This is a genomic window from Psychrilyobacter atlanticus DSM 19335, from assembly GCF_000426625.1.
Classification (GTDB): Bacteria; Fusobacteriota; Fusobacteriia; order Fusobacteriales; family Fusobacteriaceae; genus Psychrilyobacter; species Psychrilyobacter atlanticus.
Window position 1 is genome coordinate 481,262 of the sequence record NZ_KE384547.1, and the last position, 20,420, is coordinate 501,681.

17 protein-coding genes are annotated in these 20,420 nt (G+C 31.4%); 10 read left to right on the top strand and 7 right to left on the bottom strand.

Annotated features, from left to right (window positions below; all coding sequences use genetic code 11):
* The first annotated feature begins 16 nt into the window (after window positions 1-16).
* Window positions 17-913, top strand: coding sequence for a hypothetical protein (locus K337_RS0102755; RefSeq protein WP_028855236.1), 897 nt, complete (start codon window positions 17-19; stop codon window positions 911-913).
* A gap of 25 nt (window positions 914-938) precedes the next feature.
* Here K337_RS0102755 and K337_RS20450 read toward each other — a convergent pair whose 3' ends face one another.
* A complete protein-coding gene (locus K337_RS20450; RefSeq protein ID WP_342663212.1) occupies window positions 939-1,028 on the bottom strand; it encodes a MerR family transcriptional regulator in 90 nt (29 codons plus the stop codon).
* A 212-nt stretch (window positions 1,029-1,240) separates the two neighbouring features.
* On the opposite strand from K337_RS20450, the gene K337_RS0102765 reads away from it, so the two are divergent.
* The gene (locus K337_RS0102765; protein WP_028855237.1) at window positions 1,241-1,993 is read left to right on the top strand and encodes a YebC/PmpR family DNA-binding transcriptional regulator; all 753 of its coding nucleotides are present in this window, start codon (window positions 1,241-1,243) and stop codon (window positions 1,991-1,993) included.
* Between the two features lie 74 nt (window positions 1,994-2,067).
* Here the strand turns inward: K337_RS0102765 and rnr are convergent, their stop codons facing one another.
* The 4 genes from rnr to K337_RS0102785 form a co-directional block, all read right to left on the bottom strand.
* A complete protein-coding gene (gene rnr / locus K337_RS0102770; RefSeq protein WP_028855238.1) occupies window positions 2,068-4,206 on the bottom strand; it encodes a ribonuclease R in 2,139 nt (712 codons plus the stop codon).
* A gap of 14 nt (window positions 4,207-4,220) precedes the next feature.
* A complete protein-coding gene (gene yqeK, locus K337_RS0102775; protein WP_028855239.1) occupies window positions 4,221-4,781 on the bottom strand; it encodes a bis(5'-nucleosyl)-tetraphosphatase (symmetrical) YqeK in 561 nt (186 codons plus the stop codon).
* Between the two features lie 106 nt (window positions 4,782-4,887).
* Entirely contained in the window at window positions 4,888-5,457 is a 570-nt protein-coding gene (locus tag K337_RS0102780; protein WP_028855240.1) for a GerMN domain-containing protein, read from the bottom strand.
* 19 nt (window positions 5,458-5,476) lie between these two features.
* Window positions 5,477-6,508, bottom strand: coding sequence for an N-acetylmuramoyl-L-alanine amidase family protein (locus K337_RS0102785; protein ID WP_028855241.1), 1,032 nt, complete (start codon window positions 6,506-6,508; stop codon window positions 5,477-5,479).
* A 221-nt stretch (window positions 6,509-6,729) separates the two neighbouring features.
* Here K337_RS0102785 and K337_RS20345 point away from each other — a divergent pair, with 221 nt between their 5' ends.
* From K337_RS20345 to K337_RS0102820, 7 genes are all read left to right on the top strand, one after another.
* Window positions 6,730-7,698, top strand: a complete 969-nt coding sequence (locus tag K337_RS20345) for an OmpA family protein (RefSeq protein ID WP_051251572.1) — start codon at window positions 6,730-6,732, stop codon at window positions 7,696-7,698.
* A 127-nt stretch (window positions 7,699-7,825) separates the two neighbouring features.
* Complete coding sequence (locus tag K337_RS17520; protein WP_051251573.1) at window positions 7,826-9,235, top strand: APC family permease; 1,410 nt, start codon at window positions 7,826-7,828, stop codon at window positions 9,233-9,235.
* Window positions 9,236-9,287: 52 nt separating this feature from the next.
* Window positions 9,288-9,620 (top strand): cupin domain-containing protein, encoded by a 333-nt coding sequence (locus K337_RS0102800; protein ID WP_028855242.1) that lies wholly within the window; start codon window positions 9,288-9,290, stop codon window positions 9,618-9,620.
* Between the two features lie 166 nt (window positions 9,621-9,786).
* Window positions 9,787-12,537: a DEAD/DEAH box helicase gene (locus K337_RS0102805; protein WP_245584863.1), complete on the top strand. Its 2,751-nt coding sequence runs from the start codon at window positions 9,787-9,789 to the stop codon at window positions 12,535-12,537.
* 5 nt (window positions 12,538-12,542) lie between these two features.
* Window positions 12,543-14,321 carry a hypothetical protein gene (locus K337_RS0102810; RefSeq protein WP_028855244.1) on the top strand — a complete coding sequence of 593 codons (1,779 nt, stop codon included), beginning with the start codon at window positions 12,543-12,545 and terminating at the stop codon, window positions 14,319-14,321.
* A 224-nt stretch (window positions 14,322-14,545) separates the two neighbouring features.
* Window positions 14,546-14,914 carry a rhodanese-like domain-containing protein gene (locus tag K337_RS17525; protein ID WP_037029111.1) on the top strand — a complete coding sequence of 123 codons (369 nt, stop codon included), beginning with the start codon at window positions 14,546-14,548 and terminating at the stop codon, window positions 14,912-14,914.
* A gap of 107 nt (window positions 14,915-15,021) precedes the next feature.
* Window positions 15,022-16,413, top strand: coding sequence for an L-cystine transporter (locus K337_RS0102820; protein WP_028855245.1), 1,392 nt, complete (start codon window positions 15,022-15,024; stop codon window positions 16,411-16,413).
* A gap of 66 nt (window positions 16,414-16,479) precedes the next feature.
* Here the strand turns inward: K337_RS0102820 and K337_RS19525 are convergent.
* Both K337_RS19525 and K337_RS0102835 read right to left on the bottom strand, forming a co-directional pair.
* A protein-coding gene (locus K337_RS19525) for an IS3 family transposase (protein ID WP_425414008.1) occupies window positions 16,480-17,792 on the bottom strand; the annotation gives its coding sequence in 2 pieces (ribosomal slippage) (window positions 16,480-17,402 and window positions 17,402-17,792; 1,314 coding nt in all).
* 183 nt (window positions 17,793-17,975) lie between these two features.
* Window positions 17,976-18,671, bottom strand: a complete 696-nt coding sequence (locus K337_RS0102835) for a helix-turn-helix domain-containing protein (protein WP_028855248.1) — start codon at window positions 18,669-18,671, stop codon at window positions 17,976-17,978.
* Window positions 18,672-18,836: 165 nt separating this feature from the next.
* Here K337_RS0102835 and K337_RS0102840 point away from each other — a divergent pair, with 165 nt between their 5' ends.
* A complete protein-coding gene (locus K337_RS0102840) occupies window positions 18,837-20,408 on the top strand; it encodes a glycosyltransferase (RefSeq protein ID WP_028855249.1) in 1,572 nt (523 codons plus the stop codon).
* Window positions 20,409-20,420: the final 12 nt, after the last annotated feature.

A 20,420-nucleotide genomic window follows, 5' to 3' on the forward strand; every position in this document is an offset into this window, starting at 1 on the left:
TGAGGAGACAAAAAACATGAAAAAATTAGTTTTAAGTTTATTTATTTTGTTTACGACGACTTTGGTTGGGATGGATTTATCCACAGAAGTAAATAACGGATCGCTTGATATAGAAGCTCCTATAGATAAAGCTTTTGATACGAATATAGATAATAAATATATTGAAAACAAAGAAGAAAGAGAGAGACTTTTCCCTCTATTTAGGGAAAACATAGAAGCTCAGAATATACAGTTACCCCTTCCATTTGGAGTTTCTGTTATGGGGAATGTTGCAAATGTTGAAACTGGTGGTCAAGGGTTAGATATAGACTTTGGAGGAGGAAAGGAATTTACAGATATAGGGCTTAAAGTTGATGGAGATTTAACCGCTCAAGTTAGTGGATTGATGTTAGATTTTTATCCCTTACCATTTTTAAATGTTTTTGGTTATGCCGCCTATATTAGGACTAGTGGTGACTTAAAAATAGGATTTGAAAACACCAAAATGACCAGTGTAAATTTTGGAGACGATGGACAGGCCTATGGACTAGGGATGAACCTTGCAGGGGGTTATAAAAATTTCTTTACAGGGTTAAATGGGTCTTTATCATTCTCTAAAATGAATAAAACAGGAGCTTTAAAACAAACCTTTATTATTACTCCGAGGATAGGGATAAAAAATGAAAGCAATACATTTCAGCTTTGGGCAGGACTTATGTATATGAATAAAAACAGTGAATTACAGGGTGATATGCCTGCAGGCACTGTTGGATCTCTTCCTGCTTTTTCATATTCTTTGAATTTAGAAGGGCCTGAAACTTCTCCTACTATAGGATTTAGATATGAGCCTGTCGAGCATTTTGAAATTATATGTGAAGCATTTTTAGCTAGTGATTTTAATGGTGTTAATATGAGATTAGCTTATAGGTTTTAATGAAGTTAGATAAAAAGGTATTGAATTACTCTAGATTTTCCTTATCATAATATCTAAGAGTTTCAACTGTTATATTATGTAGTCTGGCTTCCTCTCCAATTAAATATTTTTTCATTGTCGTCCTTCTAGGGGAAAAAAATATTAAATAAATAATATCATGAATATTGTTTAAAATTATTATTATTTTTAGTTATTTAATGGAAGGTATCAGCAGGTTAATTTCATCCTTCTAAACCAATAAAATATAGAGTGTATTTGATAACTTATTCCAAATATGATAAAATTGTTAGGTTATATAAAAGAAAATAATAAGCGGAGGTAATTGAGATGGCAGGGCATAGTAAATGGTCTAATATTAAGCATAGAAAGGGAGCTCAAGATAAAAAGAGAGCTCAATTGTTTACAAAGTTAGCAAAAGAGGTAACAATAGCAGCAAAAGAGGGTGGGAAAGATATAAACTTTAACCCTAGATTAAGATTAGCATTAGAGAAGGCAAAAAAGCAGAGTATGCCAAAAGATAATATAGATAGAGCAATAAAAAAAGGTACTGGAGAACTAGCTGGTGTTGAATATATAGAGATCAGATATGAAGGGTATGGTCCAGGTGGAACTGCATTTATCGTAGAAGTAGTTACTGAGAATAAGAATAGATCGGCATCATCTGTAAGATCAAATTTTGCTAAAAATGGTGGAAATATGGGGTCTGATGGTGCAGTAGCATGGATGTTTAATAAAGTAGGACAAATAATTATGAATTCTGAAGGATTAGACGCTGATGAATTTATGATGGAAGCACTAGAAATGGGTGCAGAAGATTTAGTAGTAGAAGGAGATACTTTTGAAATATTAACTGACCATACTGAATTACAAACTGTAGTAGAAGCTTTGACAGAAGCTGGATATAAGTATGAAGAAGCAGAGATAGTAATGCTTCCTGAAAATATGGTAAAAGTAGAAGATGAAGAGATGGCTGAAAAAGTTGTTAAATTATTTGAAGCATTGGAAGATAATGAAGATGTAAATGATGTTTACGCTAACTTTGATATCTCGGATGAGTTAATGGAAAAAATAATGGGTTAAAAAAAGAGGATTCCTAATGGAATCCTTTTTTTATTTTTTAGATTGTGATTATTTGGATGCAATGTCGCATTGCTTTAATATTTTTTTCTGAATTGTCTAGGTCCTCTATATTGATCTAAATACTGTGCCGGAACTACTTCTACCTCTAATTCACTGAGGTCAGCCCGAACGATAGATACTTCTACACTATCTCCTAATTTAAAGATCTCTCCTGTATCTTCATTTGTCATAGTATAGTTGACTTCATCAAAGACGAAGTAGTTAGGGGAATTAACTCCATCAAAGAAACACTCTACATGTTCCTCTGTTTCAAAGAATATCTTGGTTTTATTAAATCCAATAATTCTACTCTTATATTCCTCACCTATTTTATCTAGCATATATTCTACAATCTTTATCTTTACACTTTCAGACTCTAACTTCATAGCTGTTCTCTCTGTTTTTGAGATATGCGACCCAATGGCAGACATCTCATCTTTAAACATTTTTATAGTTTTTTTACTTGGATAACCTGTCAGAGTTTCGTTGATAACTCTATGAACCATAAGGTCAGCATATCTTCTGATTGGAGAAGTGAAATGTGCATAATAATTTGAAGATAATCCGAAATGTCCGATATTATCTACTGTATATCTGGCTTGTTTTAAACTCATCAAGATAAGTTTATGGATAATCTGGCTGTTGCCATCCTCTTTAGACTGCTCTATTATTTTTTGGAACTTTCCAGGATGTAACTCCTCATGTCCATGGAGATTATATCCAAACTTTTTAATAGAATCGTTTAGTGCTGTGATTCTGTCTGGATCAGGTTTTTCATGGGTTCTATATAGGAATGGCAGTTCCATCCAGAATATCTTTTCAGCAACAGTTTCGTTGGCTGCGATCATGAAATCCTCTATAATTCTTTCAGATTCTCCTCTTTCAATTACTTTAAGGTATTCTACTTTTTTATCTTCTCCCAAGACAGCTCTTACCTCTGGGATATCAAAATCAATACTTCCTCTAGAGTATTTTAACTCTCTGAGGATATGGGATAGTTCTAACATCTCAAAGACCATCTTATTTATATCTTTATATTCCTCTGTATAATCTTTATCTCCAGCTAAGATCTTGTTAACTCCCCCATAGGTCATTCTATGAGCGGTAGAAATTACAGCCTTATAAGTTTCGTGGCTTATTACCTGTCCCTTGTTGTCGATCTCCATCTCACATGTAAATACAAATTTATTTTCATGGGGATTTAATGAACACAGTCCATTTGAGATCTCTCTAGGAAACATAGGTATAACTCTGTCTACTAAGTACACTGAGTTACCTCTTTTACGGGCTTCCATATCTAGAGCACTTCCGAATGGAACATAGTAAGAAACGTCAGCGATACAAACTATAAGTTTAAAATTCCCATTATCTAATTTTTCCACATAGACAGCGTCATCTAGATCCTTAGCGTCATCTCCATCGATGGTAATGATTGGAAGATCTCTAAGGTCACGCCTCTTTGCGATCTCCTCTTCTGAAAGCTGATCACTTAATTCCTTTGCTTTCTTTATCAGTCTAGGCGAAAAGTCCATAGACAGTCCCTCTCTGATGATAAGAGCTTCAATCATATTATTGGTATCATAGGGATCTCCAATTCTTTCTATGATTTTACCCTCGGGTTTTTTATCTTTCTCTCCCCAAGATATGATCTCGCAGACTACTAGTTCACCATTGTGAGCTCCACCATTAAATCTTTTTGGGACAAATATATCATTTCCAAATGAATGGGTAGGAACTACAAAACCAAATCTTTCATTTGCCTGGTAGATACCGATGATTGTATTTTTTTCCCTCTTTAAAATCTTTACTACTTCTCCATCTTTTTTAGCCCCGGTAGTTTCGCTAGAAAGCTGTACCATAACGAGGTCACCGTTGAATGCACCATTAAATTTAGATTTAGGTATAAATACACCAAAATCTTCTGTATCAACAAATGCAAACCTGTCTTTTACTACATCGAGATTTCCTGTAATATATCCTAAATTTTTAGGAGTGTTATACTTTCCCCTTTTGCTTAAGATAAGATCTCCTGATTCAACTAATTTATCTAAAAAATCTCTATTTTGTTTTTTTAATTTTGGAGACCAATCCATATAAGATGTGATCTCGCTTAAAGTTTTGCCTTTTCCTTTTTTGAAAAGTTCTAAAACTTTTTTTTCATCGTTTTTATTCATAACTTTTTCTCCCTTTATTTTTTCAATTCTCCTAGGATACAGTTTCTCATATCCACAGTGTTTGGATGGATAGGAGCGTCGACCTTTAGGAGATACTTTAATTTTCTATCCACTTCAAATAGGATAGCATCATTGATACAAGTTTTTGCCTTTTCCCTGATGAAATCAACATTAGGATAATCTCTATTAGGCTCTATAGCGTCGGCTATATAAATTATTTTTTCGAGAGTTGTCATACCTCTCCTGCCGATAGTGTGGTATTTGATGGCACTTAGGATATCTTCATCAAGGATTCCTAACTCCTGCTTTGCATAAACACTTCCTGCAAAACCATGGAGCAGTTCTCCCATAGTTCCATAATATTTCAAAGTCTCATCACATTCTACATAGGAATGCAGTTCCTCCAAAGTCATACATTTAGAAACATCGTGCAGAAGAGCTGCAATCTCAGCGCGGTGTTCATTGATATCATATTGTTTTGCCAGAGAGACAGCCACCTCTATGACTCCCAAGGTATGTTGATATCTTTTAGGGGGAAGAGACTTCTCAATGTGGTCATATAATTTATTTAACATAAAAACCTCCGTTATACTTTTAATTATCTGAAAAATTATTTAATCTACTAAAGTATATAAAAATTTCAGATTCTAAATTAATCGGATCTAACGTAACCCTGTTTTTCTAAATATCTAAATTTTGAGTGTAAAAAGTTCTGAGGTTATACCATTTTAATTTTTTTACTTCTACATCATCAATAAGGATTTTTACCCTGTTGATTCCCTCTAAACTAGTATAGGTGTTTACCAAAGAGTAGATGATTAGTAGTTCTTGTTCCTTGGTTTGGATATTATCGCTGACATTAGAGCTTATGTTAAGATACAGTTTATCGCCTACAAGGTAGGAGTTTAATAGATTTATACTAGGATCCATAAATGGATAGTAGTTTCCCTCTTCATCCTTTATCTGATAGTTACTCTGTTCATGGACTGCATTGAAGATAGATTTTACTTCAGAAGCAAAATCTTCCTTAACAATCTCAATATCCGATGAAACTAAGGTGTTTAAAGAATCATTGGGAGTATAAATTTTCACTATCTTAATATTGGTAATCGCTTGTGTATTTTTGTGGTTAGTAATCTTTTTTATAGGGATTTGGTCTCCCATAGTGACGTATTTATAGAAAAAAATACTACTTATCAAAAGGAAGGCAATGGATCCTCCTAAGACAATTAAACTTTTTTTATCTTTCATAGTTGATCTCCTTAATATTTTAATAGAAATGTTGTTTTATAGCCTTAGCAATCTCATCAGCAGCTATTTTTTGATATTTACTTTGCTTTAATTTACTTATGTCTGAGCTGTTTGTGATAAATCCAGCTTCTACCAATATTCCAGGACCGTCAAACCCTCTAAGAACTGCAAAGTTAGCTCCATGAGCTCCCCTGTTTTTCATTCTTAGTCTTTTAGAATAAGAATTCACCAGATTCTGTGCTATCTTGGCAGAGACTTCTTTATTTTTTTTATAAAATAGCTGCCCCATAATAAGGGTTATATCGTCGGCGTTTTCACCAAATTTATTTCCTACACTATTTTCAAAGGCGGCTACTTTTTTAGCATAATCAGATTCCGTTCTGGAGAAATAAAATATATCTGCTCCACTGGCCTGGGAGCTGTTATTAGCATTTAGATGGACACTTACAAAGAAATCAGCCTTAGCTTTATTTCCTATATTTGGCCGGCCGGATAAACTAACAAAGGAATCGTTGTTTCTAGTCATAATCACATTAAAATCTTTTTGAAGACTAGTTTTAAGATATTTGGCGATCTTTAGTGCAAGATCTTTTTCATGATATCTATTAAAACCAGTAGAACCAGGATCTTTTCCTCCATGACCTGCATCGACGATGATGGTATATTCCTTTTTAGCTTTATTTTTATCAAAATTCAATACAAACCTTGTAGGGTTAGACCAATAACGAGCACTATAATTTATATTATTTTTAAAAAATATAAAAACACCAGTAGAGTTATTATACTTTCTCACTTTTACGCTTTTCACATAACTTCCGTTGATTATTCTATTTTTTAAATTTGAGGAAGCCCTTGTATTTAAAAATTCAACAAAGAGGTATCTATTGTGTTCATCATAACTAATATTATACTTAGGCTTAACATTTCCTTCTACATCGATAACCATCTGTGGAGGATTACCATTAAACCTTAGGTTTTTCAATAAAATTTGGTTAGAAAATCCTATAGTAGTTAGGATAAAAAAAAGTAGGACTAAATTTATTTTTCTCATTGTGCTCTCCTTATATTATGTTAGGTTAAGGTTAAAACTATCAAGCTATATTTTATCATATATCATAATATAATGTGTAAGTTTTTGTCGGAAAAAGTTGATATTATAGATGGAAGTTTTATCTTGTTAAATTGCAGAATAAAAAGTAAAAAAAGGAAATCATGGATAAATTTGGTAGGTAAATATTATTATAATAGTATGTGTTTTTAAGGGGGTAAGAGATGAAAAAACTTTTATTTGGTATGGCAGCATTGGCGTTGGTGACTACAACCTATGCAGAGGGATTAGAGATCAAAGCCGGGTATGATGTTTGGAGAAATATATCTAAAGATTATATGGGTGACAGTGGGGGATCGATGGACCAAGGGTGGACCCTGGGAGCAGAATACCTATGGGGATCCGGAGGGAATTATTCCTATGGGCTGGGAACTGAATTTAGATCAAGAATAGAAGATGACAATAATGAATATAATGAGTCTATGCCTTTTTATTTAGTGGGTAAATACGATATGTTGGACGAGATGTTCTATCTGGTTGGAAGAGGGGGATATAACGCAGCTTCTAATGTGACTGGGGGAAATACTAGAGGGGGACATTATGTAGGGTTCGGTATAGGAAGGGATATCGGGCTTTTTAACTTGGAAGTTTTATATGAAAATATGGGTTATGAATTTAAAAGAGAGGATCAAAAGGGATATCATGACAGTGTAGGGATAAAATTTGGAATGAAATTAGGAGAATTTTACGACATGATGATGCAGGATACGACTCCTAGTGAAGAAACTTTAGCTGTTATAGAAGAAAATAATAGTTCAATGATGGCAGAAGAGGTGTCTGTTGTAGAAGAAAATGAAATGTTTCCAGTAGTAGAGGTAGAGCCTGTAATGAAATATACCTTAGTTAATTTTCAATTTAATGATGGTGAATTAAATGATGAGGCTAAAGCTGATTTGGATAAGTTAAAACCAGAGGTGGAAGGAGCTAAAAAAATAACTGTGACAGGGCATACAGATACTCGTGGGTCTGCTGAATATAACCAAGTATTATCAGAGGAGAGAGCTCAGGCAGTGGTGGATTATTTGGAAATTTCAGAAGAAACAGAGGTAGAAGTTATCGGCAAGGGTGAAACGACGCCATTAGGAGAAGATCACGACGCTAATAGAAGAGTTGAAATAGATATAGAGAAATAAATTAATATTTGGAGGATTTTCTTTTTCTTTATAAAACATGTGATATAATTATGTCGCTGTCATATGTTAATATGATGTTTTGAGATGTATTAACGGGTGACAATCTTGAGAGAAAAGGACTGATTTGATGTTAAAAAAAGAAATTAAAAAGATGGATATATTATCTTTGGCAATTGGAGCAATTATAGGAACTGGAGCTTTTATCCTTCCAGGAACTATGTTTTTAAAAGCAGGGATGATAAATTCTATTATAGCTATCCTTATGGGTGGGCTTATAATGGTAGGAATAGAAAAAAATTATGGTTATCTACTCCATAAGTTTCCAGTAGCAGGGGGAGAGTATGCGTTTACTTACGATGCGTTTGGATGGAAGCATGCATTGACATGCGGATGGTTTCTAACGTTGGCATATTCAAGTTTAGTACCCTTTAATGCTACAGGACTGGCTTTTGTTGCAAAATTTATAATGCCGGGAGTGTTGAAGGTAGGATATCTATATACCATAGCAGGATCGAGTATATATTTGGGAGAAATTGGGATAGCAATATTTGCCCTGTGTTTTTTCGCTTATTTAAATATTAAAGGGGTGAAATTAGCCTCAAACTTTCAAAATATAATGGTGCTTTTATTGGTAGGAATAGTATTTTTATTTCTAAGTTTAGCCATAGCAAGAGCAGGTATAGACAATTCATATACAATGACTTTTCTTACCGGTCAAAAGATCACTCTATCTAATATATTGAAAGTGTTATCTATTGCTCCAATGTTATTTGTAGGATTTGACTGTATTCCGCAAGTAGCAGAGGAACTAAATTTTGAAGCTAAAGAAGCTTCTAGATTAGCTGTATTTTCTATTATAATCGGAGCTTTAATCTATTGTTCGATCTTATTTTTTACAAGTTTCGGGATAACTCTGGAAGAGGTTGCTAGTGGGGATATAACATGGGCAACAGGACATACTGTTGAATATTATTTTGGTAAGATCGGACTATGGTCTCTGGGGATAGCTTTACTTTCGGCTATTGTAGCGGGGATAAATGGATTTTATATGGCTGCCAGTAGATTATTGTTTGCCATGTCTAGGGGAAAGATACTGCCGGAATTTTTTGGTGTATTAGATCCCAAACATCATACTCCTAAAAATGCTATTTTGTTTATTCTAGGAATATCATTGATTGCACCATGGTTCGGTAGAAATGTATTGGGATGGATAGTAGGGACTTCCAGTGTAGGAGCATCCATCGGGTATCTCTATACCAGTCTATCTTCTTATAAGTTATACAAGGAAGAGTATAACAAGGTTTATCTGCCATCTATATTTGGTGCTATAGCCGGGATAATTTTCTTAATCTTATTATTGATGCCGGGATTGAACAGTTCTTTGTCCATGCCATCAGCAATTATAGTAATAGTTTGGGGAATTATAGGTCTGTCATTTTATAAATTTTATGATCTCAAGGTGGTGCATTATACCAAAGAAGAGTTGGATGAACTGATCTTAAACAGGGATTCCGATGGGAACTTTAAGGAAAAATAAAAAGTATAATTGATTTTATAGATAGTATGTATACAAAATAGGGGGATATTTCATGGTAGAAGAAGTATTTAAAATGTCAACTGGAGATAAAACAGTAGTAGAAAAATTAATCCTAGAGGATGATTTAAACTATATTCATATGGTATTTGAAAAAGGAAAGGGGTTGCCTTTGCACTATTCAAATGCAGTTGTACATATGACTGTTATTAGGGGAAAATTATCTATAACTTTAGGAGATGAAAAAACTAAAATATATGAAAAAGGGAATCTTTTGAGAATTCCATATGACGTAAAGATGCATGTTAGAAACGAAGATGATGAAGTTTTAGAGCTTATAGTTATAAAAGCTCCAGGAGCCAAGCATCCTGTAAAATATGCAAGGTAGTTCTTTAGAGGGGTTGACGCCCCTCTTTTTTTATTATCGATTAAATTACCTTTTAAATTTTAAATTTAGAACTGAAGTTATCTAAATATTGAAAAAGCTTAGATTTTTTGATATAATAGGCTTTAATGGATATTTAAATTAGAATTTTTTAAAAGTGGAGAGAATGATGTACGATAAATTTATTAGTAAAAGTGAAGAACGGGTAGAAGTTTATTTTAAATTAAGGTTTTTTGAGAAGAAATCTTATGTAGAGGTAGTGGATAAAAAAGGAGATGAAATAAGTCTTCCAATGACACCTATCCAGACAGATAAAAATACTTTAGAAATAATCTCTAATTTAGAGCTTATAAACGAGCATAACTATTTTAATATATCGTGGGAAAATGAAGATAATCTAATTTATTTAGAAGAAAACCCACATCTATTTGAACTCTTAAGAAAGAGTAAGTATTTTGTTACAGATGATTTTAAAGGGATTAGTATTAGGGAAAATAAAAGACAAATAACTCTAAAACTGGAGAAATCTAAGGAAAAAATAGAAGTCAAATTAGTATTAGATGCTAAATATGAAGCTTTTGAATTTTTGACTGAAAATTATGTTATAAGAAAACATAAGATCTATCATATTGAGGATATAGGGGAAAATTATCTGAGTGCATTGGAATTGAATACTCAGATCGATCTAAAAGAGATGGAAAGATTTTTGACTATAACTAATTCTTATTTTGATAATTTAAATGTAGAATACGAGGATTACAGAATTGAAAAACTAAACAAGAAATCATTTGTACCTCGAATTATAATAGAAAAGATTTCAAAAGACAGAAGTCTGTATCTTAAATTTGGTTTTGAGATATCTACTATGACCTATAATATGTTAAAGCAAGATGACATTAAAACTGTAGTGTTATTAAATTCTTTGGAAAAAGTAATATCAATCTGTGATATAGATATATCTACCATGTCTGAGAGTATGGAAGACGTGATAAAAATATTGGTGAAATATCAAAGGAAATTAAAATTAAAAGAAAGTTACTATGTGGAGGAGAATCTGATTATTCTTCATGAAAAATTAGCTAAAGAATTTATAAGCAAGGAACTCCTTAATCTGGTATCTAAATATAAATTCATAGGAACTGAAAAATTAAAAACATATAAGATAAAAACAGTTCAGCCAAAGTTGATAGCTAAATTATCTCATTCAATTGATTTTTTAGAAGGAGATGCACACCTAGAGATAGAAGGAGAAAAATTTTCTATCTTAGATATAATTTCAAAATATAAAAAAGACTCATATGTTGTTTTAAGTGATGGAACTAATGCACTGATCAACAAAAAATATATAGAAAAATTAGAAAGACTATTTAAAAATAGTAAATCATCTAAAGATGTTAAGGTATCTTTCTTTGATCTGCCCATAATAGAAGAACTTATTGGAGAAAAAATATCTGGAGATGGATTGACCTATGGAAGGAAGATATTTGAAGGTTTAAATGAGATAGAGAACCTGGATATACCTGGTGCAATGGTCGATGCAACATTAAGAAATTATCAAGAATACGGGTATAAATGGCTGTATTATATAACTGAAAATAAATTAGGTGGATGTCTAGCTGATGATATGGGTCTGGGGAAAACTATTCAAACTATAAGTATCCTAGCTTATACATATTTGCATAAAAACTTGACGAAACCATCTCTGATTATTATGCCTAAAAGTTTAGTTTTTAACTGGGAAAATGAAATAAAAAAATTCTGTAAAGACCTTACTGTAGGTATATATTATGGAAACAATAGAGATTTTAATGAAGTGAAAAGCAAGAACATTATTCTTACGACCTATGGAACAGTGAGAAATGATGTTAAGTTATTGACTAAGGAAAAATTTGAGATGATCATCTTAGATGAATCCCAGAATATAAAAAATATTACATCCCAAATAACAAAAGCTGTGATGTTATTAAATTCTGAAAAAAGATTAGCTCTTAGTGGTACACCGGTAGAAAATAATCTGGGAGAACTTTATTCATTGTTTAGATTTTTAAATCCACAGATGTTTGGCGGAATTGAAGATTTCAATAATTATTATGCTAATCCGATTCAAAAAGACAATGATTTAGAGATAATAGAGGAGTTAAAGAAAAAAATATATCCATTTATCTTAAGAAGAATAAAAAAACAGGTGTTAAAAGATCTACCAGATAAGATTGAAAAAACTCTTTATGTGGAGATGAATGAACCTCAAAGAAAATTATATGAAGAGAGAAGAAACTTCTACTATACCCTTATCAATCAAAAATTAACAGAACATGGGATAGGAAAGAGTCAAATATTTATTTTACAGGCATTGAATGAATTACGTCAAATAGCCAGCTGCCCAGAATCTAAAAGTGATGGGTTAGTAAGATCAGCTAAGTTAGAGATATTAGTAAATAATATCCTGGAAGCTGTAAAGAATGGACATAAGGTATTAGTTTTTACAAACTATATTAACTCTATAGATAATATACGTGAAGAACTGGAAAACCATGGAATTAATCATATATCGATGACTGGAGCTACAAAAAATAGACAGGAATTAGTAGAAAAATTCCAGACTTCAAAGGAATGTAAGGTATTTATCATGACATTAAAAACAGGAGGAGTCGGACTGAATCTGACTGCTGCTGATAAGATATTTATCTATGACCCTTGGTGGAATAAGACGGCAGAGGATCAAGCTGTAGACAGAAGTTACCGTATGGGACAGGACAGGACAGTATTTGCTTATAAACTTATTACAAAAGGAACGATAGAAGAAAAAATGCTTAGTTTACAGATGGAAAAAAATAAATTATTTAACAGTCTTATAACTACAGATACTGTTGCAGTTAAAAGTCTAAGTGAATCTGATATTGAATATATGTTAGGAGTGTAGCTAAAATGGGAATAAGCAGAGATAAATTTAAAGGTTCAATTACAAATTTTTATACAAAGGATGGAATTTATAGTTTATATAAGGAGTATTTTATAGACTGGATAGCAGATGGACACATCGGTCTCCATCTGGATATATTTGAAGTATCACTATTATCGGAGACGTCAAATAAATCAGTATTTGTAGATTTACTAGAGGAAGCTTTTTATAAAAAAGAAACCTTTGTAGAGATATTTAACAGCCTAGAAGAGGAAGTTAAAGATATCTTTAGGAGTATTATATGGAGCGGAAAATATATCTTAGAAGAATCACAGATAGAGGAGTTATTTGAAAAAGAACATACCTATGAAACCAGTGAAAATTTAAAGGATAAATATAAATTTTTTCACTATAAAAAAAATAAAATAGCTAAAGAAGGGCCTGGATATCTATATTTAGACAATGATATCATCAGAAAAATAAGACCTCATTGTCCTAATAAAGTTAGAGACTATTTTATCCATCCAATAGAGAATCCGATATATACCTATAAACATAACTCTGAAGAGGAGATATGCAAAAAATATAGTTTGTACTATAACTTTTACAGCCAGGGGAATATAAAACTTTCTACTAGTTTGAAACTCCTCAAAGAGAGCAAAAGAGATATGCAGAAATACTGTGATATTTCAGAGTTTTATAGTGAAAATAAAGATTTAGATTATTTAAAAACTGAAACTATGGGGCTATTATTTTATTTAATAAAAGATGAATATCTTGTCCCGGAAAACTTTAAGCTGGATAAATTTAAATATATTGTAAATGAATTCCTGAATGGGAAACTTACAAAAAACGATGGATATGAATATACAACTAAATATTTGAACTATCTAAAAGGTGTAAAAAATATAAAGAAAACAGAGAATTTGACTAGATCACTTCAGACTATAGTGAAATTAATTATGGAACTGCCTTCAGAAAAGACCATAAGTATCTCGAATATTATAAATTATCTGGTTTATAGAGATGAATTTTTAGATATCATCGAATTAAAAGATGTATATGATTATGTATATATAAATGAATCAAACTATGGAAGAACCAGAATATCTCAATATGATGAATATCATAGGTATATTATTGAGCCATTTGTAAAATCGATATTCTTTCTTTTAGGAAGTTTAGGGTTATTTACTCTTTATTATGATCTGCCAAGTGGTAATAATGGACTGTATTTAAAGAATAATTACCTGTCGAAGTATGATGGATTGAAGTATATAGAATTGACCAAATTAGGAGAATATGTCCTAGGGCGGGCAGATGATTATGCATTTACAGAAGAGAATGAAGACGCAGAGATAGTTTATGATGAAGATCTTCTTTTAATAACTATCATTGGATCTGCTCCTATAATGTCTATGTTTTTAGAAAAGGTATCTATCAAGATTGGTGAAAATAAATATAGAATGGATAAGGGAAGGTTCTTAAAAGGAATCACAACAACAAAAGAGTTAGAGGAAAGGATAAAGGAATTTAAAAATAAATTTTATAAAGACTTACCTCAAGTATGGGAGACATTCTTTGATGAATTGAGATCTAAAGTAAACTGTCTGACTCATGAATCTGATATAAAAGTATTTAAAGTTAAACAGGACAAAGAATTTTTTAAAATCCTGGCAACAGAAAGTAAGTTAAAAGAATATATTTTAAAAGCAGAAGGTTTTTATATACTTATAAAGGAAGAAAATGTATGTAAGGTAAAAACTATCCTGTCAAAATATGGTTATTTTAACGAAATAGAATAGCAAAAAGGCCTGGAAGATATAGATCTCCAGGCCTTTTTTTATTAAAAATGTTAATTTAAATACAAACAATATTAATTTTAACTTTAAAAGTGTTTTATTTTAGAATTAAAGAGATATTTAAGAAACATTTAGGTTGACAAAAAATGCATAATTATTTATAATGCGGGTAAATAATAATAAATTATTATGACGATAATAATTATTTAAAAAATAGGAGGGAGAAAATGGCAGGAATTATTAGTGATCTATTTGGTTGGGACAAACACCTGGAAGTAGATAAAGATGGGGCATTAGATCTTATAGGAGATGATGCAATAGTAATCGATGTAAGGGATGAAAGAAAAAGAAATAAGGTTGAGGCTATCTTTGATGAAACTATCAACGTTGAATTCAATGAATTTGAAACAAAGATAAAGGATCTTTTAGAAAAAAAAGAGATAGCTAAAGATGATTCGTATGTAGTCTTCTGTACAACAGGAGCTAAAGGTCTAAAAGCTGTAAAGGTACTTAGAAAATATGGATTTGAAAAATCGTTTAATATGAAATATGGTACTAATGCATGGCATGCAAACGATGATGGATGCGGTACATGATAAAAATAAAAAGTCTAGGTTAGACTTAAAATAATAAAAGTAAGTGAAAAAAATAATAAATTAAAAAGATTTTAATCATATGAGAAATTTTAGGGAGGGTTATATATATGCAAATTTTAAATATACTTATTATGGCAATATTAGTATATGTGCTGGCTTGGATGCAGAAATCATATAAGTCATTTACAAATAGAGTATTTACTGGATTGGGATTAGGGATACTGTTTGGTGTATCTATGCAGGTTTTTTACGGACAGGGATCGGAGATAATCTCAAATACATTACAATGGACTAACATAATAGGTAGTGGGTATGTTTCATTATTAAAGATGATTGTTATTCCTCTAATAATGGTATCTATAGCTTCATCTGTTATCAATGCAGAGGAATCTGAAAATAGTTCTATAGCTAAGATGAGTACGACTATCATTGGGTTATTATTGGTAACTTGTGGTATAGCTGCTCTTATATCTATATTTACATCTTTAGTATTTAATCTAAGTGCAGAGGGATTAATCTCAGGAGCTAAAGAAGCTGCTAGAATGAGTTATTTAGAAGGGAAAGTTGGAGATGTTAGTAATGCTTCTTCATTGATCAATCAAATTGTTGGAATTATTCCAGATAATCCATTTAAAGCTATGACTGGTGCAGGAAATAACTCAACAATTGGTGTAGTTATCTTCTCAGCTTTAGTTGGTATGGCTACAAGAAAGATCAAAAAGAACGATAAGAAGACTTTTGAATTAATTCAAAATGGTGTAAACGCAGCTCAATCTGTAGTATTAAAATTAGTACAAATGGTATTAGGACTTACTCCATATGGTGTATTAGCTCTAATGACTAAGGTCTGTGCTAGTTCTAACTTTGTAGAAATATCAAGATTAGGTAACTTTGTTGTAGCGACTTATGTTGCTTTAGCACTTATGTTTGGAGTTCACTTATTGATGATCATGTTATGTGGTGTATCACCAATAATTTTCTTGAAGAAAGCATGGACAGTATTGACGTTTGCATTTACATCTAGAACATCTGCTGGAAGTATCCCGATGAATATTGACTGCCAAACAAAAAAATTAGGAGTACCTAATTCTATTGCAAGTATGTCAGCTGGAATTGGAGCTACTGTTGGACAAAACGGTTGTGGTGGAGTGTATCCAGCCATGTTAGCTGTAATGATAGCGACTGCTACTGGTATAAATGTATTAGAGCCAGCATTCTTTGTAAAATTAGTTATAGTTGTAGTGATAGCTTCACTTGGAGGAGCTGGAATCGGTGGAGGAGCTACAATAGCAGCCTTAATTGTACTACCTATCATGGGATTACCTATTGAATTGGTTGGATTATTAATAGCTATTGAGCCTATCTTAGATCAAGGTAGAACTGCTTTAAATGTATCAGGAGCTATGGCTACTGGTGTTGTAACAGCAAAACTATTAGGATCTTTAGATAAAGAAATATATAATGACGGTGAAGGTAAGGCCGTATTAAATAGAGGATAAATTAAAAAAAGGAAGCAGAATATTAAACTGTACCCTTTGTCAAGGACACTTTAAAAAAAGGTATGGTTAAGATACTGTTAAAAGATGATTTCTGTATTGCACAGGAGTCATCTTTTTTAAGTTCCATTGATACCTATGGTTATTGTAATAATTCATATATTTAGATACTTCTTTCTTTACATCATCTAATGTTTTTAAGGGCTTTAAATTTATTTCATCTTTCATATGTCCAAAGAATGACTCCATAGGAGCATTATCCCAACAGTTACCTTTTCGCGACATTGATTGGATAATTTTCTTTGATTTCACTAATCTTTGAAACTTAGGATTAGTATAGTGAAAGCCTTGATCCGAATGAATAATGCACTCTGGATGGAGTTTAAACTTTCTTTTAACTAAGCGCTTAACCGTGTTTAAAGCAATATCAATACTAAGACTATGAGACACCTCATGAGCTAATACTTCATTAGTACTACCATCTTTTATTGTTGAAAGATAAGCTCTTTTTCCAATTCCATAAGTTAGATAGCTGATATCAGTTAGGAGAACTTTTTTAGGAACTTCTTGTTTAAATTCTCTTTTCAATATATTAGGGACAGTCGAATGTTCCTTAGTTGCTTTAGCTATGTTTTTATAGGGGTTCGGTTTTCTGTGAGGACATATTATTTCGTATTTTTTCATAATTCTTCTTATTTTTTTCAAATTAAAAATAGTATCAAATTCATTCTCTAAAATCATCCTGATACTTCGGGCGCCCTTCTTAAAACCTCTTCTATTAAAAGCTTTTAGAATTAATCTTTTGGAGTTTAAATCTTTAGCTTCTTTATTATTTCTATTTTTTTCTGAATTAATATAGTTGTAAAAACCAGACCTGGAAACCCCCGCTTGAAAACATAGAAATTTAATTTTTGATTTCAACTTATATCTTTTAACTATTAATTTAATAGCTTCAAAAATCTCAGTTTTATTTAAGCATCCCCCCTTTCGATCTCGTCTAACTTTTTTAAAAATTCATTCTCTATTTTTAAATATTCAATCTGTGCTTCTAAACGTTTAATTTTTTCTAAATCTGTTAACTCTCTTTTCAGAGGTCTTCCAGAAGATGTTTTCCTGGAATCCATTAAACCCAGTTCACCATTATCTTTAAAAGCTCTCCTCCAACGTTTAGAGGAAGTTTCAACTCTTTTCATACCTAAAATATCCACATCAAAGCCAGCTTCCTCAAAAATTATACGCGGAGGCTTTCCCATTTTATATTCCTCAATAAATTTCTTTTTAAATTCAAAAGTATATGTAATAGCTTTATTTGAAACTTTAGAAATATTTTTATTTTTAGATAATTTAGTAACTTCTATATCTGAAAATATTTTTTTAGACATTTAATTCACCCCTTTAAACTCTTATTAAAAAATTGTATCAAAAAAACCATGAAACTAACACTCTTTTTCAAGTGTCCAGTTTCATGGTTACAGTTTATATCTGCTTCCTTTTTCTATTATCCAAGAAATTATAAAAAATTATAAAACCATAGGTTACACTTATTTGGATGCAACATCACGTTGCTATATGTCGCTTAAAACTTTTACTACCTTTCCTACAACTTTGAGATCTTCTCCAGGACCTATAAAAATTGGCGGATAGTTGGGGTTATCACTGATAAGGGCTACATATGAATCTGTAACCTTTAGTCTTTTTACAAAGGCTTCATCATTTATAAAAAAAGCTCCAATATCTCCATTTCTTACTTCAACTTCTTTTTTAGCAATAATTATAGAACCATCTTTAATGGTAGGCTCCATGGAATCACCCCATACATTGACAGCAAAGATATTACCGTGATTTCTGATCCCAGGAAGGGTAATATATTCTGTAACCTCTTGATCTCCTAAAACCCCGATACCAGCACTGATTCTTTCAAAGACTGGAATCTGGTCATCGATGGAGATAGAATTATTTTCAGAGATAGATGAGTTTCCTCTAAGATAGCTGATCTCTTTATCTTTCCTATCCAATTCGTCCTTTATTAGCTGAGGAGTTCTTTCGAAAGCTGCTAAAAATTTTAGGTATTCAATCTCCTCCTCATTTAACATCAGACCCATAGATATTTTTTCTAAAACTTCCACACTAGGTGGATTCTTTAATTCCCCTCTCTCTATATTATTAAAATAAGATTGAGTTATTCCAATGGATTTAGCAAATTTATTTTGACTTAGATTTAATTCTATTCTTTTATTTTTTATAAATTTATTAAAAGTCATGATAGATATCAACTCCCTATATATTGTTATAGTTAATTATAACCTCAATTTGTAAATATTACAAATAGTGATTTAAATTATTATTATGAATTCCTAATTATTTTTGCATAGGGAATATTTAAAATTAAATGTATATTATGTTAAACTAAAAGGGAGTTGATGAATTTGGAAATTTTATTTTGGCACGGTTATCTTCTACACGGCAGCGGCAGTAATATTTTTGCATTGAATATAGTGGAAGAATTTTTGAAAAAAAATAATGTGTATTTATTTTCCCAAGAAAGAAACTGGGACGGTATAGAAGGAATTGGTTCTCATTGGATTATGGATGCTGATCAAAGTATATCTCTAAAGACAAAATTTAAAGAGGATGGATTTATAGGGGTAACCCCCTATATAGGAGATCTTCTTCCGGTGTTTGTCTATGATGATTATGACGGATTTAGAGTTAAAACATTTGATAAATTAATAGACGAGGAATTAGAAAAATATATAGATTTAAATGTAAAGGCCATTATAAAATTTTTAGAAACAACCAAGATAGATATAATCTATTGCAATCATTTTGCTATATCCCCCTATATCATGAAAAAAGTAAAGGAAAAAACAGGGGTTCCATATGTAGTTATAGGTCATGGAAGTTCATTAAATTACATTATAAGTAAAGATAAAAGATATATGGACCTCTCCTATGAAGGGTTTTTGGATTCTAAAAATGTAGTTGTTCAGAGTGAATATATCAGAGGGAGGTCTTGTGAAATCTATGAGAAAACAGAATTTTTCAGAGATTCCAGGTTTCAAATAATTCCTTCAGGAGTTAATTTTGATAAATTTAATAGATTACTAAAAGATAAAGAAATTAAAAATATTATAGAGGATAAAGTTCATTTTTCAAATGGACCGTTAAAAAGAATATATGATGAAAATTATGAGAAAATTAAAAAGTTAGAAGATATAGAGGAGATAAAAAAAATTATAAATGAGACAGAAGAAGATATAGAATATAGGGATATTGATAGAGATCTGATATCTAAGTTATCCTCAGGATTGAGAGGAAAAGATAATATTCTATATATAGGAAAATTAATAATTTCCAAAGGTGTTCATATTATGTTAATGAGTTTACCGTATATATTTCAAAAAAATCCGACGACAAATATAACTATTGTGGGTTATGGAAAGTTTAGACCAGTTTTAGAGATCTTGTTGAGGGGATTAATAGAGGGGAATAAAAATTTAATAGAAGTTATTATAGAAAAAGGATTTTATTTAGAAGGGGAAAAACATGGGCAGCTGGAATACCTATCAAAATTTTGGGATGGATTGAAAAGGGAGAATAAACTGGAAAGTTATCTGGAATTGGCTAAAAAAATAGATTTGGACAGGGTAGTATTTTTAGGTAAATTAGACCATGATATCCTTCCTCATGTTATAAAAAAACATAGTGTAATTGTAGTTCCATCAGTTTTTCCAGAATCTTTTGGAATGGTAAGTATAGAGGGAATGTCTCAGGGGTTAATTCCTATAGTTTTTAATCATTCAGGATTAAAAGAAGTTATTCCTTTCAATGATAGTTTAGTAAATTTAGATGATAAAGTTGTAAATAACCTAGAAAAGGTAATAAATTTAAATTTAGAGAAGTTAGAGAAAATACCAGATATAAATAAAAAATTTATACTGGAAAGTAAAAAATATTCTTTTGAATCGGTAGCTGAAAGGCTGCTTGACCTGAGATAAAAAAAGGAGGTG

Excerpts from the sequence above, each read along its gene's own strand:
- K337_RS17520 (WP_051251573.1), top strand. The coding sequence starts at position 7,826 with ATGTTAAAAAAAGAAATTAAAAAGATGGATATATTATCTTTGGCAATT.
- yqeK (WP_028855239.1), bottom strand. The coding sequence starts at position 4,781 with ATGTTAAATAAATTATATGACCACATTGAGAAGTCTCTTCCCCCTAAA.
- K337_RS17525 (WP_037029111.1), top strand. The coding sequence starts at position 14,546 with ATGGCAGGAATTATTAGTGATCTATTTGGTTGGGACAAACACCTGGAA.
- K337_RS0102755 (WP_028855236.1), top strand. The coding sequence starts at position 17 with ATGAAAAAATTAGTTTTAAGTTTATTTATTTTGTTTACGACGACTTTG.
- K337_RS0102780 (WP_028855240.1), bottom strand. The coding sequence starts at position 5,457 with ATGAAAGATAAAAAAAGTTTAATTGTCTTAGGAGGATCCATTGCCTTC.
- K337_RS20450 (WP_342663212.1), bottom strand. The coding sequence starts at position 1,028 with ATGAAAAAATATTTAATTGGAGAGGAAGCCAGACTACATAATATAACA.
- K337_RS20345 (WP_051251572.1), top strand. The coding sequence starts at position 6,730 with ATGAAAAAACTTTTATTTGGTATGGCAGCATTGGCGTTGGTGACTACA.
- K337_RS0102785 (WP_028855241.1), bottom strand. The coding sequence starts at position 6,508 with ATGAGAAAAATAAATTTAGTCCTACTTTTTTTTATCCTAACTACTATA.
- K337_RS0102805 (WP_245584863.1), top strand. The coding sequence starts at position 9,787 with ATGTACGATAAATTTATTAGTAAAAGTGAAGAACGGGTAGAAGTTTAT.
- K337_RS0102765 (WP_028855237.1), top strand. The coding sequence starts at position 1,241 with ATGGCAGGGCATAGTAAATGGTCTAATATTAAGCATAGAAAGGGAGCT.
- K337_RS0102800 (WP_028855242.1), top strand. The coding sequence starts at position 9,288 with ATGGTAGAAGAAGTATTTAAAATGTCAACTGGAGATAAAACAGTAGTA.
- K337_RS0102810 (WP_028855244.1), top strand. The coding sequence starts at position 12,543 with ATGGGAATAAGCAGAGATAAATTTAAAGGTTCAATTACAAATTTTTAT.
- rnr (WP_028855238.1), bottom strand. The coding sequence starts at position 4,206 with ATGAATAAAAACGATGAAAAAAAAGTTTTAGAACTTTTCAAAAAAGGA.
- K337_RS0102835 (WP_028855248.1), bottom strand. The coding sequence starts at position 18,671 with ATGACTTTTAATAAATTTATAAAAAATAAAAGAATAGAATTAAATCTA.
- K337_RS0102820 (WP_028855245.1), top strand. The coding sequence starts at position 15,022 with ATGCAAATTTTAAATATACTTATTATGGCAATATTAGTATATGTGCTG.